Origin of the sequence: Pseudomonas oryzihabitans (assembly GCF_006384975.1) — a bacterium.
GTDB lineage: Bacteria > Pseudomonadota > Gammaproteobacteria > Pseudomonadales > Pseudomonadaceae > Chryseomonas > Chryseomonas psychrotolerans_B.
The window spans coordinates 1031864-1048121 of sequence record NZ_CP021645.1; the positions used below are offsets into that span (position 1 = coordinate 1031864).

17 protein-coding genes are annotated in these 16258 nt (G+C 61.6%); 7 read left to right on the plus strand and 10 right to left on the minus strand.

The window, feature by feature from the left end; genetic code table 11:
* Nucleotides 1-9: 9 nt before the first annotated feature.
* Both rssC and rssB read right to left on the minus strand, forming a co-directional pair.
* Nucleotides 10-492 carry an anti-sigma factor antagonist RssC gene (rssC, locus tag CCZ28_RS04465; RefSeq protein ID WP_059229407.1) on the minus strand — a complete coding sequence of 161 codons (483 nt, stop codon included), beginning with the start codon at nucleotides 490-492 and terminating at the stop codon, nucleotides 10-12.
* Nucleotides 489-1673, minus strand: coding sequence for a two-component system response regulator RssB (rssB, locus tag CCZ28_RS04470; RefSeq protein ID WP_140216260.1), 1185 nt, complete (start codon nucleotides 1671-1673; stop codon nucleotides 489-491). The genes rssC and rssB overlap by 4 nt, the downstream gene beginning before the upstream one ends.
* Nucleotides 1674-1877: 204 nt before the next feature.
* Between rssB and CCZ28_RS04475 the strand changes: the two genes are divergently transcribed.
* Nucleotides 1878-2177 (plus strand): PilZ domain-containing protein, encoded by a 300-nt coding sequence (locus tag CCZ28_RS04475; protein ID WP_140216262.1) that lies wholly within the window; start codon nucleotides 1878-1880, stop codon nucleotides 2175-2177.
* A gap of 59 nt (nucleotides 2178-2236) precedes the next feature.
* Here the strand turns inward: CCZ28_RS04475 and CCZ28_RS04480 are convergent, their stop codons facing one another.
* Nucleotides 2237-2938 carry an MlaA family lipoprotein gene (locus CCZ28_RS04480; RefSeq protein ID WP_205894634.1) on the minus strand — a complete coding sequence of 234 codons (702 nt, stop codon included), beginning with the start codon at nucleotides 2936-2938 and terminating at the stop codon, nucleotides 2237-2239.
* Nucleotides 2939-3080: 142 nt separating this feature from the next.
* On the opposite strand from CCZ28_RS04480, the gene CCZ28_RS04485 reads away from it, so the two are divergent.
* Complete coding sequence (locus CCZ28_RS04485) at nucleotides 3081-3350, plus strand: DUF4404 family protein (RefSeq protein ID WP_140216266.1); 270 nt, start codon at nucleotides 3081-3083, stop codon at nucleotides 3348-3350.
* On the opposite strand, the gene queF is transcribed toward CCZ28_RS04485, so the two are convergent.
* The 3 genes from queF to CCZ28_RS04500 are packed head-to-tail and all read right to left on the minus strand — an operon-like array spanning nucleotide 3351 to nucleotide 5901.
* Entirely contained in the window at nucleotides 3351-4178 is an 828-nt protein-coding gene (queF, locus tag CCZ28_RS04490; RefSeq protein WP_140216268.1) for an NADPH-dependent 7-cyano-7-deazaguanine reductase QueF, read from the minus strand.
* 14 nt (nucleotides 4179-4192) lie between these two features.
* The gene (locus tag CCZ28_RS04495; RefSeq protein WP_058765378.1) at nucleotides 4193-4972 is read right to left on the minus strand and encodes an ABC transporter permease; all 780 of its coding nucleotides are present in this window, start codon (nucleotides 4970-4972) and stop codon (nucleotides 4193-4195) included.
* A complete protein-coding gene (locus tag CCZ28_RS04500; protein ID WP_140216270.1) occupies nucleotides 4969-5901 on the minus strand; it encodes an ABC transporter ATP-binding protein in 933 nt (310 codons plus the stop codon). The genes CCZ28_RS04495 and CCZ28_RS04500 overlap by 4 nt, the downstream gene beginning before the upstream one ends.
* A gap of 140 nt (nucleotides 5902-6041) precedes the next feature.
* On the opposite strand from CCZ28_RS04500, the gene CCZ28_RS04505 reads away from it, so the two are divergent.
* Nucleotides 6042-6452: a PA2817 family protein gene (locus CCZ28_RS04505; RefSeq protein ID WP_140216272.1), complete on the plus strand. Its 411-nt coding sequence runs from the start codon at nucleotides 6042-6044 to the stop codon at nucleotides 6450-6452.
* A gap of 58 nt (nucleotides 6453-6510) precedes the next feature.
* Here the strand turns inward: CCZ28_RS04505 and nfuA are convergent, their stop codons facing one another.
* From nfuA to CCZ28_RS04520, 3 genes are all read right to left on the minus strand, one after another.
* The gene (gene nfuA / locus CCZ28_RS04510; protein ID WP_058765386.1) at nucleotides 6511-7095 is read right to left on the minus strand and encodes a Fe-S biogenesis protein NfuA; all 585 of its coding nucleotides are present in this window, start codon (nucleotides 7093-7095) and stop codon (nucleotides 6511-6513) included.
* An 81-nt stretch (nucleotides 7096-7176) separates the two neighbouring features.
* Nucleotides 7177-8142 carry a sensor domain-containing diguanylate cyclase gene (locus CCZ28_RS04515; RefSeq protein WP_140216274.1) on the minus strand — a complete coding sequence of 322 codons (966 nt, stop codon included), beginning with the start codon at nucleotides 8140-8142 and terminating at the stop codon, nucleotides 7177-7179.
* 2 nt (nucleotides 8143-8144) lie between these two features.
* A complete protein-coding gene (locus CCZ28_RS04520) occupies nucleotides 8145-9146 on the minus strand; it encodes a response regulator (protein ID WP_140216276.1) in 1002 nt (333 codons plus the stop codon).
* A gap of 215 nt (nucleotides 9147-9361) precedes the next feature.
* On the opposite strand from CCZ28_RS04520, the gene metH reads away from it, so the two are divergent.
* Both metH and CCZ28_RS04530 read left to right on the plus strand, forming a co-directional pair.
* Entirely contained in the window at nucleotides 9362-13078 is a 3717-nt protein-coding gene (metH, locus tag CCZ28_RS04525; protein WP_205894665.1) for a methionine synthase, read from the plus strand.
* A gap of 93 nt (nucleotides 13079-13171) precedes the next feature.
* Nucleotides 13172-14299, plus strand: coding sequence for a PQQ-dependent sugar dehydrogenase (locus CCZ28_RS04530; RefSeq protein ID WP_140216280.1), 1128 nt, complete (start codon nucleotides 13172-13174; stop codon nucleotides 14297-14299).
* A 35-nt stretch (nucleotides 14300-14334) separates the two neighbouring features.
* Here CCZ28_RS04530 and CCZ28_RS04535 read toward each other — a convergent pair whose 3' ends face one another.
* A complete protein-coding gene (locus CCZ28_RS04535) occupies nucleotides 14335-14637 on the minus strand; it encodes a DUF1883 domain-containing protein (protein ID WP_058765397.1) in 303 nt (100 codons plus the stop codon).
* Nucleotides 14638-14722: 85 nt separating this feature from the next.
* Here CCZ28_RS04535 and CCZ28_RS04540 point away from each other — a divergent pair, with 85 nt between their 5' ends.
* A complete protein-coding gene (locus tag CCZ28_RS04540; RefSeq protein ID WP_140216282.1) occupies nucleotides 14723-15751 on the plus strand; it encodes an RNA methyltransferase in 1029 nt (342 codons plus the stop codon).
* A 101-nt stretch (nucleotides 15752-15852) separates the two neighbouring features.
* Nucleotides 15853-16257 carry a 3-phosphoshikimate 1-carboxyvinyltransferase gene (locus CCZ28_RS04545; protein ID WP_140216284.1) on the plus strand — a complete coding sequence of 135 codons (405 nt, stop codon included), beginning with the start codon at nucleotides 15853-15855 and terminating at the stop codon, nucleotides 16255-16257.
* The last annotated feature ends 1 nt before the right edge of the window (nucleotide 16258 follow it).

Below are 16258 nucleotides of genomic sequence, written 5' to 3' on the forward strand. Positions count from 1 at the left end.
ATGACGCGGTCAGTGCCTTTCCAGGGCACTGACCAGATCGCGAAAGGCATTGCGGTTGGATTCATTGAGGCCCATCAACACCCGATGGGCTTCAAGCACGCGACTGCGCACCTCGGCTTCCGATTGATCCTGCGGCGGCAGGTCGGTCAGACACTCGGGGCAAGGTAGGACCGTCTCGACGATATTGAACACCTGATCGAATCCCATGGAGTCCAGCAGCCGCAGGATGTCCGGGTTGTTCGTCGTCAGCATGGGCAGCAGGCCGATGCGCTGCCGCGACAGGATCGAAAGCTTCGCCAGCAGCCCCAGGGTGGTGCTGTCGATGCTCTGCGTCTCGGTCAGGTCGATGACGATGGACGAGAAGTTCAACGACGAGAAGATGTGCTCGATGGTCGCATCCAGCGCCGAGCAAAGGGTCAGACGGACCTCGCCCGTGAATTTCAGGACAAAGGTGCCGTCCTGCTCGGCAAATTGGATTTTTCCGGTGCTCATGCCAGGTTCCTGCTCAACACCAGCAAAGCGATGTCGTCGGGCATCTCGGAAACGGATACCAGATCCAGGGCTTCACTCAGGCCTGCCAGTGTACCGCCCGCGCGGCGAACGTAATCAGGCAGGCTGCTTTCTTTCTCTTTCAAATTGTCTCCCGGTAGCAGATCGAAGATGCCATCCGAAAAGAGGGTAAGGCTGAAACGCTCGGGCAAGGCCATCTGGTAGTCATTGTAGGTGGCCTCCTGGAACAGGCCTACCGGCAACCCCTTACCTTCCAGGAAACGGGTTTCTTCCGGCGTATGCAGTACTGGCAACGGCAGATGTCCGCCGATGCTATAGGCCAGGGTACCCGTGGTTTCGTCGATGACGCCACCCAGCATGGTCACGTGCTTGCCCAGTTTGCAATCCAGTAGACCTCGGTTGATATGACCGAGCACATCCGATGGCTTGAATTCCGGCAGGGTGCCGTTGCGCTTGGACTCATAGAGCAGGCGCGTGGTCATGAACTTGAGCAGTACGGTCACGAAGGCCGACGAGGCGCCGTGGCCGGACACGTCCGCCAGATAGAAGGCTACCCGATGCTCGTCGATCCGAAAGTAGTCGACGAAGTCACCGGATAGGTACAACGACGGAATGATCTCGTGGGCGAAGCTCAGACCCTCGGTTTCCCAAGGCGTCACCGGCAGCATGTTCATCTGTACCTGGCGGCCGGCGTTCTGATCTTCCTCGAGCAGACTCAGGCTGGCCTGCAGCTCGCGATTGGCGTTCTCCAGCTTGACCCGGTAACGATCGTTCTCCAGACGTAGCCGCGCTCGATCCAGGGCACGATTCACCGAGTGCTCGAGCACCATCAGATCTTCGAGCGGCTTGATCAGGTAGTCGGCTGCGCCGAGGCGCAAGGCTTCGACGACGTCACTCATGACACCGGCGCCGGACAGCACCAGCACTGGCGTATCGATCGATAGCTCGCTAATACGGCGTAGCAGCATCAGACCGTCCACCTGCGGCATACGCAGGTCGCAGATGATGAGGTCAGGCTGTTCGCGCTCGAAAATTTCCAGGCCCTGCTGGCCATTGCTGGCCTGCAGGACAGTGAAGCCACTGTCTTCGAGATAGTCGGCGAGGCTTAAGCGAACCACCTCGTCATCGTCAATGATCAAGAGCGTGGCAGGCGAATTAGACATAGAGGATCCAGGCATGCACCCGAACGGCTAACCGGCGGAGATTATCCGACACGGGCCACGGTGATTACGACACGGCGGAGACACTACTCCCATCCATCGGGGCGTTCAAGCTTGCCAACTGGACGGATTTTCTTTACAGGGTGCCTTTTGGGAGTTTATACCTCAAGCAAACCTTCATCCATCCTCCCCAGCAGTAGGATTGCCATGAGTAGCATTGACCGCTCTTACAGTGAAAAACGCGACTTCATTCGCATGGCCGTCGACTCCAAGGCCCTGCTCAAGGTCGGCGACCAGACGTTCGAAGCCCGCTGTGTCGATCTGTCCAGCACGGGCTTCCAGATCGAGGCTAGCACTGCGCTGAAGGTCGGCGACAAGGTGACCGTGCTCATCCCATCCAACCATGCCGAACTCAAGGGGCTGGAAGCTGAAGCTGAAGTCCTGCGAGTCCAAGCCACGGACTCCGGCCAGCAATTGCTGGGGCTTTCCGTGCTGGAAATGCGCTAGTCCCCCGCACCCTGTGCACAAAAGGGCAGCCCGTGGCTGCCCTTTTCATATCCAAGGCGTTAGAAGTCGTCGACTACCTGACCATCCTCTACCTTGAATTCGCGAGTCTGCAGGTAGGCATTGCGAATGAAGATGTACTTGTCGCCGGTGATCAGTCGCTCGGCCGGTAGCAGGCTGGCGCGGGTGTCCACCGTGTTCAAGGCGAAGGCACTGTTGCGGACAGCGACATCATCCACATAGGGATAGGCGGTGGTGTAGCTGTCGGGAATCCGCCCGATACCATCGCGCACGGTGCTGGGACCGAAGAACGGCAGTACCAGATAAGGGCCGCTGGAAGCACCCCACTTGCCGAGGGTCTGGCCGAAGTCTTCATCGTTACGCTGCAGACCAGCCATGGTCGCGACGTCTACCAGACCGAGACCGCCCAGGGTGGTGTTCATCAACAGACGCGCCGTATCGACTCCCGCATGTTCGACCTTGCCCTGTAGCAGATCATTGGCCAGGTTGCGCACGTCACCGATGTTGTTGAAGAAGTTGCTTACGCCAGTCTGCACAAAACCCGGAGTGAAGCGCTGGTAACCCTGGGCTACCGGCTTGAGGGCATAGGTATCCAGGGTATCGTTGAACGCGAAGACCTTGCGGTTGAAGCCTTCCCAGGGATCAGGATTTTCAGCCTCGGCCGCCATGGCCTGACCGGCAAACGCCAGGGCTGTCGCAAAGACCGCTCCCCAAACCCTGGAACCCCGTCGCTCGACCGTCATCGCTACTCTCCTCGTAACACAGGGACGCCTTAAAGGCGCCGATTATAGTCATAGCTTTGCCATTTTGGCTTAGGACCTGACTTGACCTTTCGATCTTTGACCCACCGTTGCGGTCAAAGAATCCGAACACAGGAGAAACGCCATGACCACGTCTCATCTGCAGGAACAACTCGATCAACTCCGCCAGCAGCTGGATCAGGATCCGCCCACCTCGCCGGAAGATCGGGAAGACCTGGAATTGTTGATTCACGACATTGAATTCCAGCTGGCCAACGAAGACGCCACCCACACCCGCGATGGCAGCCTGGTGGACAGCGTCAACCTTGCAGTTGAACGCTTCGAAGTCAGCCATCCCACCATGGCGGGTACGCTCAGATCCATCATGAACAGCCTGAGCAGCATGGGTATCTGATCACTGCCGCACGTAACGCTCGCCCACGGGCTGGACAGCCTCGCTGCTGCGATAGGGATTGATGTCCAGCCCACCGCGCCGTACATAGCGAGCAAATACCGTTAGCTTTTCTGGCTTCAGCAGTCGCCACAGATCCAGATAAATGCGCTCGACGCACTGCTCGTGGAAATCGGCGTGCTGGCGGAAGGCGACGACGTAGCGCAGCAGGCTTTCCGGCTCCAGTGCCAGCCCTTCCTGATAGTCCACCACCAGGGTGCCCCAGTCGGGCTGCCCCGTGACCGGGCAATTGGATTTCAATAGATGGCTGTAGAGTCGCTGGCTGTCACGCGCATCGCCAACGCTCAGTAGCTCTCGCTGCGGATGAGCATACCCCGCTATCGGGACATCCAGCTCATCGATGCAGCGTCCCGCGGGACGCTGGATACCGCGCCCCGTCCACTCATCCAGGGACCAGAGGACCACGGTAACCGGGGCTCCGGCGACGTGACTCAGGTCCTGCTCAAGGGCAGCCTGCAACTCCGTGATCGAGGCGAATACCGACTGGTTGAGCGAGTTGAGGTACAGCTTGAAGGACTTGGACTCGACGATGTTCGGCGAGGCTGCTGGAATCGCGAATTCGGCGATGGCGACCACCGGCTTGCCGGACGGCAGCAGCCAGGACAGCTCATAGCACGTCCAGACGTCCACACCATGGAATGGCAGGTTAGCGCCATCCAATCCCAGCTCCGTCCATTTCAGCGCTCGCGGGATCGGATAGAGCAATCCAGGCGTGTACTGGCTGACATATTCGGTGCTTTTGCCCAAAGGCGATTGTTCTACGCTGTGCATGACTCTTTCGACACTCAATGACGCATGCCACGCCCGCTGACGAGCAGGCGGATGCTGACCAGGTAAAGCACGACCACGGCGAACAGCATGAAGGCGATCGCTACTCCGATACGAATATCGGACACGCCCAGGATGCCGTAGCGGAAGGCATTTACCATGTGCAGGATGGGATTGATGAGCGACACCTTCTGCCAGAACGGCGGCAGCAGGTCGATGGAGTAGAAGACTCCGCCCAGGTAGGTCAAGGGTGTCAACACGAAGGTCGGCACGATGGAGATGTCATCGAAATTGCGCGCGTAAACGGCATTGATGAAACCACCCAGGGCGAAGATCGTAGCGGTCAGGATGATCACCAGCAGCATGATGCCGAGGTGATGCACCTGCATATGGGTGAAGAACAGCGACAGCAGGCTGACGATGACCGCCACGGCGAGTCCGCGCAAGATGCCGCCCATGGCATAGCCGATCAGGATGATGTGGGGCGACACCGGAGCCACCAGCAGCTCTTCGACGGAGCGCTGAAATTTGCTGCTGAAGAAGCTGGAGACCACGTTGCTGTAAGCGTTGGTGATCACTGACATCATGATCAGCCCCGGCACGATGTATTGCATGTAGGTGAAGCCTGCCATGCCACCGATGCGATCACCGATGAGATTTCCGAAGATCACGAAGTACAGGACCATGGTGATCGCCGGGGGCAGCAGCGTCTGGGCCCAGATGCGGGTAAAGCGGCGCACTTCGCGGTGGACGATGGTACGCAGGGCCACCAGGTTGGCTTGGAATTCGGTACTCATCGGGCGACCTTGGCTAGATTCTTTTCCACCAGGGAGACGAACAGCTCCTCCAGGCGATTGGCTTTGTTTCTCAGGCTCTGCACCTGGATGCCAGCGGCGTCCAGCTGACGGAACAGGGCATTGACGCCGCTGGCCTTGTCGATTTGCACCTCGAAGGAGTGATCGCCCAGCAATCGCGTCGGATAGCCTTCCAGTTGCGGCGCTGTGGTCAGCGGCTGGACGACATCGACGATGAAGGTCTCGACATTGAGCTTCTGCAGGAGCTTGCGCATGCTGGTGTGCTCGACCAGTTCGCCATGATCGATGATGGCGATGTTGCGGCAGAGCTGTTCCGCCTCTTCGAGATAATGAGTGGTGAGGATGATGCTGGTCCCCTGCCGATTCAGCTCGGTGAGGAAATTCCACATGGAGCGACGCAGCTCGATGTCCACCCCGGCGGTGGGTTCGTCGAGGATCAGCAGGCGCGGCTTGTGGATCAGCGCGCGGGCGATCATCAGGCGCCGCTTCATCCCGCCGGAGAGCATGCGCGAGGGGGTGTCGCGCTTGTCCCACAGCCCGAGCTGGGTCAGGTATTCCTCGGCGCGCTCGCTGGCGATCCGTGCCGGAATGCCGTAGTAGCCGGCCTGGGTCACCAGGATGTCGAAGGCTTTCTCGAACTGGTTGAAGTTGAATTCCTGGGGCACCACACCGAGGCAGCGCTTGAGACCGGCAGGGTCCTTGTCCAGGTCGTTGCCGAACACCGAAACCTCGCCGCCCGACTTGTTGACCAGTGTCGAGAGGATACCGATGGTGGTCGACTTGCCTGCCCCGTTCGGACCGAGCAGCGCGAAGAAATCACCTTCGACCACATCGAGGTCGATGCCCTTGAGGGCGGTGAAGCCATTGTTATAGGTCTTGGTCAGACCGCGAATGGAGAGAGCTAGACTCATGTGCCTCCCGGCAAGAACTGATTCGCAAAGAAAAGTGCTACTTCCTATAACCCCGGCAACGGGCAAAGGTTCGATCCTAGTCGAACCAGACAATGAGGGACAGTGCCTCTATACTGCGCAGCCGCTTTCAGGAGAGACCCATGGCCAATTCCTATCTCGCCCACCACATCGCCCTCCTCGCCCAATTGCGCGCAGTCCTGGCCGATGTCGGCGCAGCCGAGCAGGTGCCCTCGGAGAATCACGCGCTGTTCCTCGAACGCTTCGATGAACTGGTCGCCGGCCTGCCCCAGGCGCCGGAAGAATATGGCTATCTCGGACAGGATTTGCTGAGCCAGATTTTCAGCCGTTATCCGCAGATCGCCCACCGGGTGCCACGCGACCTGCTGTGGTTCTTCGGTGGCGACTGCCTGCACTTCATGCCGGACGAAGAGCTGGCGCTCTATCAGCAACTGGACGAGCGTCGCCATGAGGCGGAGTCTCGCGGCGAAGCCTTCGATTGGGAGCAGGAAAAGCGCTTGCTGGCCCTGCTGGGCGACGCGTCCTTGCATTGAAACGGCGGACGGCTATCGACTTGGCCGATAGCCGTCCGCTACCGCGCTCGCTGCCAGATCAGTAGTAGGCATTCTCGCGGTTGGTATGGTCGGTCACGTCACGCACGGCGGTGAGTTCGGGAATCCGCTCGAGCAGGGTACGCTCCACGCCGTCCTTGAGGGTCAGATCGACCTGACCGCAGCCTTGGCAACCACCGCCGAAACGCAGCACGGCCACGTTGTCGTCGACGATATCCACCAGACTGACCATGCCGCCGTGGCTGGCAAGCCCCGGATTGATCTCGGTCTGCAGGTAGTAGTCGACGCGCTCGTTGAGCGGGCTGTCTTCGTTGACCATCGGCACCTTGGCGTTGGGCGCCTTGATGGTCAGCTGACCGCCCATGCGGTCGGTGGCGTAGTCCACCAGGGCGTCTTCGAGGAAGGGTTGGCTGATGGCATCGATATAGGCCGTGAAAGCCTTCAGGCCGATGGGCTGGTCGTCAGGCTTCTCTTCGCCGGGCTTGCAATAGGCAATGCAGGTCTCGGCGTACTGGGTACCGGGCTGGGTGATGAAGATACGGATACCGATCCCAGGGGTGTTCTGCTTTTCCAACAGGTCGGCCAGGTAATCCTGAGCCGCGTCGGTAATGGTGATGGCGCTCATGGTCACTCCTCAACAGGTGTGACAAGTTTACGCCACCCTACCCCTCGACGAAAGCCCTAGTGAAACAGTCGGATAATCGACTCAGTCCAGGCTGTTCACGAAGCTGGTAACCCGATTGCGCCCGGCGTGCTTGGATTCGTACAGCGCCTTGTCGGCTTGTTGAATCATCTGCTCGTGGCTGCCTAACGGGACGGAAAGATCGGTGATGCCCACGCTGATGGTGAAGGCGATAGGCGTACCCAGCACGTCCAGACGCATGGCTTCGACCGCCTCGCGCAACCGCTCCGCCAGTAATCGTGCTCCATCGACGGCCGTGTCGAGCAGCACTACGCCGAACTCCTCACCACCATAGCGACCCGCGATGTCCGCGGTGCGTACGTGGGTCTTGATCACGCCAGCCAGGGCCTTGATCGCCTGGTCACCCACGGCATGACCGTAGGTGTCATTGATGCGCTTGAAGTGATCGATGTCGAGCATCATCAGTGCCAGGCGACCGCCGTAGCGCTGGTGCCGGGCGAATTCCTCGGTGAGTCGCTCCTCCCAGTAACCGCGATTGGCGAGGCCAGTGAGACGATCGGTGCGTGACAGCTCTTGCAGCTTGTCGTTGGAAAGCTCCAGCTGCCGCTTGTTGATAGCGACGTCGGTGACGTCATAGATCACCACACAGATGTGGGCAATGGCGCCGGTAGAATCGCGCAGCGGCAACAAGGTCACGTTCTGGTACATGAAGGCTTCCACGCCGGTGATCGGCTGGTAGCTCTTGAAATGGACCAGATAGGGACGTTGTTCCCAGATGGAAAAGGCCCGGGTGCCCAGCAGGACGACGCTCTCGGCCTTGGCGCGGAACCAGGCCTCGTCGATTTCAGCGAAAACCGCGAACAGCGATTGCTGGCTGACCTCATTGAGAATCCGCCCGGAGTGGTTCTCCATGAAGCTGTTCCACACCTCGATCCGGTAGTCGAGATCCAGCACCACGACACCCACATCGATGTTCTGGACGATGTCCAACAGCCAGTGGAGCTCATTGATATCGATCTGTGCGGCCATGCTCAACTCATCAGGTAGCCGATCTTGCGGGTGATGCGCTTCACCGAATCTTCGGTGAACAGCAGCAGCAGATCGAAGTGGACGTTATGGCCTTCCAGGCTGTAGCTGAGTTCGACCGCCAGGGTCTTCTTCCAGCGGGTCTTGTTGACGACGATGAGTTCGTCGATGGACGCGTGGTGACCGAGGATGGTGGGATGCCCCTGGGAGAAGCGGATATCGAACTGCTCGGCGATCCCGGCCAGACAAGCCCCTATGATGATGCTCGACAGGTCCAGCAGCATCTCGATGTCGCCCGATTCGCCGGATTCACGCCAGCGCACCAGACGCGCCATGTCATCGAATTCGGAATCATGGAAGATCAACAGCGCCTCGCCGGCGATACCCTCGCCGATGTAGCCCTGGCACACCGCACTGAGGCGACTCTCGCGCTGGGCATCGAGCAGCGTCATGTGCAGCTCGCTGACTTCCAGGATATTGACGTTGGGAATGGGCAACTGCACGAAGACATCCAGCGCCTTGGCCAATAGCGCACCTGCCCGCCCCATGGAAACGTTGACGACTTCCCGGAAGGCATCACGAAAGCTGACCTGTAGATCCGGCCGCTCGACGGGTTGTGCCGGCGCCACGACAGTGGAGCTGTAGATGCCGTGACGTTCGAGCACCGCCACGAGCTCGGCGGGATCGGCCGGCTTGCGGATGAAATCCAGGGCGCCCAGTTCGCGGACCCGTGCCACCGCCTGTTCCTGGACGTCGCCCGAGACCACGATCACCTTGACCGCCAGGCCCTCACTACGGATCGCCGCCAGGGTGCCATAACCATCCAAAACCGGCATGGTCAGGTCCAGCAGCATGACCTGGCCCAGGCCTTGCCGCAGAGCCGTAAGGGCTTCTTCGCCATTGGTGGCCTGAGTGATGGATACGCCCCAGCCCTCCGGCAGGGAGCGAACCAGCTGCTTGCGCGCCATGTTCGAATCGTCGCATATCACCAGAGGAATCACGGCCACCTTCCATGACGCAGTTTTGACGCACAGTAAACGTCGCTAATTACACAGTAAAGCAAGACTTGCAAGGCTTGCTGGCCGGATCCCACCGCTCTTCGACATGAACGGTAAGCCAGCCCTTCATGAGGGTAGCTCATCATCAGCCTTCATCAATGACGGGGTCGCTGATGGCTTTTGCTATGCTGCCGCTCTTTGCCTGCGCCTCTTATCTCTGTGGAATGCCCATGACTGATCGTACCGCTCGCCTCTCCGCTCTTCGCCATGCCCTCGCGCAGCGCATCCTCATCCTCGACGGCGGCATGGGCACCATGATCCAGAGCTATCGATTGGAGGAAGCGGACTACCGTGGCGAGCGCTTCGCCGATTGGCCGAGCGACGTCAAGGGTAACAACGACCTGTTGCTGCTGACCCAGCCCCGGATCATCGCCGAGATCGAGAAGGCCTACCTGGACGCCGGCGCGGACATCCTCGAGACCAATACCTTCAATGCCACCCGGGTATCCCAGGCCGACTACGGCATGGAGGCCATCACCTATGAGCTGAATCTGGCCGGTGCCCAGGTCGCTCGCGAAGTGGCCGACGCCAAGACCCGGGAAACGCCGGATCGCCCGCGCTTCGTCGCCGGGGTGCTCGGCCCCACCAGCCGAACTTGCTCCATCTCCCCGGACGTCAACAATCCCGGCTATCGCAACGTCACCTTCGACGAACTGGTGGAGAACTACACCGAGGCCACCCGGGGACTCATCGACGGCGGCGCCGACCTCATCCTGATCGAGACTATCTTCGATACCCTGAACGCCAAGGCGGCGATCTTCGCCGTCCAGGGTGTGTTCGAGGACATGGGCCTCGAGCTGCCGATCATGATCTCCGGCACCATCACCGACGCCTCCGGCCGTACCCTGTCCGGCCAGACCACCGAAGCCTTCTGGAACTCGGTGCGCCACGCCAAGCCGATCTCCGTAGGCCTCAACTGCGCCCTGGGCGCCAAGGAACTGCGGCCCTACGTCGAGGAGCTGGCGACCAAGGCGGACACCTTCGTTTCCGCTCACCCGAACGCCGGCCTGCCCAACGCCTTCGGTGAATACGATGAAACCCCGGCGCAGATGGCGGCGGTGGTCGAGGAATTCGCGGCCAGTGGCCTGCTCAATATCGTCGGCGGCTGCTGTGGCACTACCCCGGCGCATATCCAAGCCATCGCCGAAGCGGTCGCCAAGCACGCCCCGCGCCAGCTGCCGGACATTCCCAAGGCCTGCCGCCTCTCCGGCCTGGAACCCTTCACCATCAGCCGCGAGTCGCTGTTCGTCAACGTCGGCGAGCGCACCAACATCACAGGGTCAGCCAAGTTCGCCCGACTGATCCGCGAAGAGAACTATGCCGAGGCCCTGGAAGTGGCCCAACAGCAGGTGGAAGCCGGCGCCCAGGTCATCGACATCAACATGGACGAGGGCATGCTGGATTCGAAGGCGGCCATGGTCACCTTCCTCAACCTGATCGCCTCCGAACCGGACATCTCCCGGGTACCGATCATGATCGACTCCTCCAAGTGGGAGGTGATCGAGGCCGGTCTCAAGTGCATCCAGGGCAAGGGCATCGTCAACTCCATCTCCATGAAGGAAGGCGTCGAAGCCTTCATCCATCACGCCAAACTGTGCAAGAGATATGGCGCGGCGGTGGTGGTCATGGCCTTCGATGAAGACGGCCAGGCCGACACCGAGGCGCGCAAGAACGAGATCTGCGCGCGCTCCTACGACATCCTGGTCAACCAAGTCGGCTTCCCGCCGGAAGACATCATCTTCGACCCCAACATCTTCGCCGTGGCGACCGGGATCGAGGAGCACAACAACTACGCGGTCGACTTCATCAACGCCTGCGCCTTCATCCGCGATAACCTGCCCCACGCCCTCACCTCGGGCGGCGTGTCCAACGTCTCCTTCTCCTTCCGCGGCAACAACCCGGTACGCGAGGCCATCCACTCGGTCTTCCTCTACCACGCCATCCAGAACGGCCTGACCATGGGCATCGTCAACGCCGGCCAGCTGGAGATCTACGACGAGATCCCCGCCGCGCTGCGCGAAAAGGTCGAGGACGTGGTGCTCAACCGCACCCCCGAGGGCACCGACGCCCTGCTGGCCATCGCCGACGACTACAAGGGCGGTGGCGCGATCAAGGAAACCGAGACCGAGGAATGGCGCGGCTTGCCGGTGGACAAGCGACTGGAGCACGCCCTGGTCAAGGGCATCACTACCTATATCGTCGAGGACACCGAGGAGTGCCGGCAGCAATGCGCGCGCCCCATCGAGGTCATCGAAGGCCCGCTGATGAGCGGCATGAACGTGGTCGGTGACCTATTCGGCTCGGGCAAGATGTTCCTGCCCCAGGTGGTCAAATCCGCCCGGGTGATGAAGCAGGCGGTGGCCCACCTGATCCCCTTCATCGAGGCGGAAAAAGGCGACAAGCCCGAAGCCAAGGGCAAGATCCTCATGGCCACGGTCAAGGGCGACGTCCATGACATCGGCAAGAACATTGTCGGCGTGGTGCTGGGTTGCAACGGCTACGACATCGTCGACCTGGGCGTGATGGTACCGGCGGAGAAAATCCTGCAGACCGCCATCGCCGAGAAGTGCGACATCATCGGTCTCTCCGGCCTGATCACCCCTTCACTGGACGAGATGGTCCATGTCGCCAAGGAGATGCAGCGCCAAGGCTTCACCCTGCCGCTGATGATCGGCGGCGCCACCACCTCCAAGGCGCACACCGCGGTCAAGATCGAGCCGCAGTACAAGAACGATGCCGTGGTCTACGTCACCGACGCCTCCCGCGCCGTAGGCGTGGCCACCCAGTTGCTGTCCAAGGAACTCAAGGCCGGCTTCGTCGAGCGCACCCGCGCCGACTACGTGGAAGTCCGCGAGCGCACCGCCAATCGCAGCGCCCGCACCGAGCGGCTCTCCTACGAGAAAGCCGTGGCCAACAAGCCGGCCTTCAACTGGCTGGGCTACCAGGCGACCAAGCCAAGCTTCACTGGCACCCGGGTGCTGGAGGACATCGACCTGGCGGTGCTGGCCGAGTACATCGACTGGACGCCCTTCTTCATCTCCTGGGACCTGGCCGGCAAGTACCCGCGCATCCTCACCGACGAGGTGGTGGGCGAAGCGGCCACCGCGCTGTTCCACGATGCCCAGGCCATGCTCAAGAAGCTGATCGACGAGAAGCTGATCAAGGCGCGTGCCGTGTTCGGCTTCTGGCCGGCCAACCAGGTGCGCGACGACGACCTGGAAGTCTATGGCGAGGACGGCCAACCGCTGGCCACCCTGCATCACCTGCGCCAGCAGACCATCAAGCCCGAAGGCAAGCCCAACCTGTCCCTGGCCGACTTCGTCGCACCCAAGGAGACCGGCGTCACCGACTACGTGGGCGGCTTCATCGTCACCGCCGGCATCGGCGCCGAGGAGCTGGCCAAGGACTACGAACGCAAGGGCGACGACTACAACTCCATCATGGTCAAGGCCCTGGCCGACCGCCTTGCCGAGGCCTGCGCCGAGTGGCTGCACGAGCGGGTGCGCAAGGAGCATTGGGGCTATGCCGCCGACGAGACCCTGGACAACGAGGCGCTGATCCGCGAGCAGTACAAGGGCATCCGCCCTGCCCCCGGCTACCCGGCCTGCCCCGACCACACCGAGAAAGCCACCCTCTTCGCCCTGCTCGACCCCGAGGCGCGCTTCAACGAAGCCGGCCGTAGCGGCGTCTTCCTCACCGAACACTACGCCATGTTCCCCGCCGCCGCCGTCAGCGGTTGGTACTTCGCCCATCCCGAGGCCCAGTACTTCGCCGTGGGCAAGATCGACAAGGATCAGGTGGAGCGTTATACCGAGCGGAAAGGCCAGGAGCTGACGGTGACGGAGCGGTGGTTGGCGCCGAATTTGGGGTACGACAACTAGCCCGGCAGACGCCTCAGGTAACAAAAACGCGGCCCTTTTCGCTGGCGTCCCTACTAGGGTGTAGGGACTCCCATCGACGAGGATCGCGTGCCCATGAAAGGCCTTACCCTAGCCGCCGGCAGTCTCCTGCTCGGTCTAGCCACCCTGAATGCCACCGCCGCACCCCAGGCGCTAAGCCAGGATCAGTGGCCCTTCACCGCCACGCCCCGTGCCACCCTGGATGCCCCCTGGGCCCTTGCCTTCCTACCCGATGGCACGGCGCTGGTCACCGAGAAAGGCGGCGCGCTCAAGCATCTGAATGTGCAGACCGGTAAAGCGCAGGACATCAGCGGCGTGCCCAAGGTGGTCCATGCCGGACAGGGTGGCTTGGGCGATGTCATCCTGCATCCGCAATACGCCAGCAATCATCTGATCTACCTGAGCTATGCCGAAGCTGGCGAAGGCGGCACTCAGGGTGCTGCCGTGGCCCGTGCCAAGTTGATCTTGAAGGAAGACGGCAGCGGCTCGCTCAGCGACCTCAAGGTGATCTGGCGGCAGACGCCCAAGGTCAGTGGCAACGGCCACTATGGCCATCGCATGAGATTCGGGCCGGACGGCAAGCTGTGGATCACCTCGGGTGAACGGCAGAAATTCACCCCGGCCCAGGACATGAGCAGCAACCTCGGCAAGCTCATCCGCCTCAACGACGATGGCAGCGTTCCTCAAGACAACCCCTTCGCCCAGCAAGGGGGTGTCGCGGCCCAGGTCTGGTCGCTGGGGCATCGCAATCCACTGGGTATCGCCTTCGACGCCCAGGGCCGGCTGTGGGAACAGGAGATGGACCCCCAGGGCGGTGACGAGCTGAATCTGATCCAGCGTGGCGGCAACTACGGCTATCCCGAGGTTTCCAACGGCGATCATTACGGTGGCAAGCCGATCCCGGATCATGACACCCGTCCGGAATTCATTCCGCCGAAGATCACCTGGACGCCGGTGATCTCGCCCGCAGGGCTGATGATCTATGAAGGGAATTGCTTCCCCGCCTGGAAGGGTAACGCCTTCATCGGCGGCCTGTCGTCCAAGTCGCTGGTGCGGGTCGAGCTCAAGGGCGAAGAGGCCCGCGAGGTGGAGCGCTATGCCATGGGCACCCGCATCCGCGACGTCGAGGAAGGCCCCAACGGTAGTCTGTGGGTACTGGAAGACGGTGCGAACGCTCGGCTGCTGGAGTTGCAGCCGAAATGACGGCCAGGGTCACCCGTCTGTAGGTGACCGCCACCTCAGCGCAGCTCGGAAGGCGAGCGGCGGACGATCTTGATGGAATGCTTGATATCGGGCTTGCGGGTCACGCTGATCGGCCGCTTGGTGACGGTGTCCAGGGTGATGTTCCAAAAGCCGGTGCTGGGTACGGTGATGCGCGCCGGGAAGCGGTCGAAGGCGCCGCCGTGGTAGGTATGGCGGCCGCCGTTCTTGAAGCTGCGGAAATTGGCATCGTTCATCAGGCGGATGTTGCACACCCCCGAACTCTGGATGACGACCAGGTCGCCCTCGTTGAGATGCTCGCGCTGGTGGATGAACTTCATGACGGGTCCTCGTCTTGCAAAGGACTAGGATAGCATCCCTGCCCTGTCCTATTATCGCCGCCCGCCCACGACCTGCCCTTTGCCCATGCGTATCGCCGATGTCGTCCAGTTGCTCGCCGCTGCCGGCGCCAAGCCCAAGCACAGTGCCCGGATCCTGCGCGCCTGGTGCCAGGGACTGCCGCTGGACACCGGCACCCGCCGCCAGCAGGCGGAGAACTTCCTGCCCCTGGACGTACGCAAGGCCATCCCGGCACTGACCGAGCGGCTGGAGGGGCTGGCCCGGGTCACTTCGGAGCATCCGGGCGCCGACGGTTCGGCGCGAATGCTGGTGACCCTCGCGGACGGCCAGGCGGTGGAAAGCGTCCTGCTACCCCGCGATGGCCTTTGCGTGTCCTCCCAGGTCGGCTGCGCCGTGGGCTGCGTCTTCTGCATGACCGGCAAGAGTGGCCTGCTGCGCCAGGTGGGCAGCGCCGAGATCGTCGCCCAGGTGGCCCTGGCTCGCCGGATCAGGCCGGTGAAGAAGGTGGTCTTCATGGGTATGGGCGAGCCGGCCCATAACCTAGACAACGTGCTGGAGGCCATCGACCTGCTGGGCACTGCCGGTGGCATCGGCCATCGCAACCTGGTGTTTTCTACGGTCGGCGATCCCCGGGTGTTCGAGCGTCTACCCCAGCAGGAGGTAAGGCCGGCCCTGGCGCTGTCGCTGCACAGCACCAATGCCGAACGTCGTGCCCGGCTGCTGCCCAAGGCGCCACGCTACGAGCCCGCCGAGTTGATCGAACAGGGCGAGGCCTATGCCCGGCTGATCGGCTATCCCATCCAGTACCAGTGGACCCTGCTCGCCGGCATTAACGACAGCCAGGAGGAAATGGACGAGCTGCTGCGGCTGATGAAGGGCAAGTACGGGGTGCTCAATCTCATTCCCTACAACAGCCTGGAAGTGGACGACTACCAACGCCCCGATGGCGAACGTATCGTTCAGATCGTGCGCTATCTGCATAGCCGCGGCGTACTCACCAAGGTACGCAATTCGGCCGGGCAGGATGTCGACGGCGGTTGTGGCCAGCTGCGGGCACGAGCCGAGGTGATAAGGCCCCGGCGGGTCACCGCCTGACCAGTCGTCCCGCCGAGGACTCCGCCCATCCGTTTCAGCGGAACACCGGCCTGTTCGGTCTTTCTGAATGCTCCTGCACCACTCAGAGGGAAGCACTACCTATGCAGGACCGCATTAATCGCCACGACCCCTTCATCACCGGCCTGAAGGAACGGCTCCCCGAAGAGCTGCGCGAGTCCTTCACCGAGGAACAGCTGGAAGCGCTCAAACTGGCCTTCGGCACCCGCAGCTGGGGCAAGCACAGCATCGATCTGCGCGGCACCCTCAAGTTCTGGCATCGCCGCTACTACTTCGTCTTGCTGGCCGGCCGTAACTATCGTCATCTCTCGCGCCTGGAGCAGGAGCTGTCGTTACTCGGCAAGGCCATCATGCTGGCGATGATCCTGCTGGCCTGCGGCCTGGTGGGCCTGGTGCTGCTCTATCTGCTCAAGTCTGCGCTCGGCATCGATATCCTGCCTGACTATCACGTGGGACTTTGGGACTGGTTCAAGGGTCTGTTCGAGTAGC

Coding starts and splice junctions, on each gene's coding strand:
- CCZ28_RS04535 (WP_058765397.1), bottom strand. CDS start 14,637: ATGAAGTTCATCCACCAGCGCGAGCATCTCAACGAGGGCGACCTGGTC.
- queF (WP_140216268.1), bottom strand. CDS start 4,178: ATGCACAGCGTAGAACAATCGCCTTTGGGCAAAAGCACCGAATATGTC.
- CCZ28_RS04500 (WP_140216270.1), bottom strand. CDS start 5,901: ATGAGTCTAGCTCTCTCCATTCGCGGTCTGACCAAGACCTATAACAAT.
- CCZ28_RS04515 (WP_140216274.1), bottom strand. CDS start 8,142: ATGGCCGCACAGATCGATATCAATGAGCTCCACTGGCTGTTGGACATC.
- rssB (WP_140216260.1), bottom strand. CDS start 1,673: ATGTCTAATTCGCCTGCCACGCTCTTGATCATTGACGATGACGAGGTG.
- CCZ28_RS04530 (WP_140216280.1), top strand. CDS start 13,172: ATGAAAGGCCTTACCCTAGCCGCCGGCAGTCTCCTGCTCGGTCTAGCC.
- CCZ28_RS04495 (WP_058765378.1), bottom strand. CDS start 4,972: ATGAGTACCGAATTCCAAGCCAACCTGGTGGCCCTGCGTACCATCGTC.
- CCZ28_RS04485 (WP_140216266.1), top strand. CDS start 3,081: ATGACCACGTCTCATCTGCAGGAACAACTCGATCAACTCCGCCAGCAG.
- CCZ28_RS04475 (WP_140216262.1), top strand. CDS start 1,878: ATGAGTAGCATTGACCGCTCTTACAGTGAAAAACGCGACTTCATTCGC.
- CCZ28_RS04480 (WP_205894634.1), bottom strand. CDS start 2,938: ATGACGGTCGAGCGACGGGGTTCCAGGGTTTGGGGAGCGGTCTTTGCG.
- nfuA (WP_058765386.1), bottom strand. CDS start 7,095: ATGAGCGCCATCACCATTACCGACGCGGCTCAGGATTACCTGGCCGAC.
- rssC (WP_059229407.1), bottom strand. CDS start 492: ATGAGCACCGGAAAAATCCAATTTGCCGAGCAGGACGGCACCTTTGTC.
- CCZ28_RS04545 (WP_140216284.1), top strand. CDS start 15,853: ATGCAGGACCGCATTAATCGCCACGACCCCTTCATCACCGGCCTGAAG.
- CCZ28_RS04540 (WP_140216282.1), top strand. CDS start 14,723: ATGCGTATCGCCGATGTCGTCCAGTTGCTCGCCGCTGCCGGCGCCAAG.
- CCZ28_RS04505 (WP_140216272.1), top strand. CDS start 6,042: ATGGCCAATTCCTATCTCGCCCACCACATCGCCCTCCTCGCCCAATTG.
- metH (WP_205894665.1), top strand. CDS start 9,362: ATGCCCATGACTGATCGTACCGCTCGCCTCTCCGCTCTTCGCCATGCC.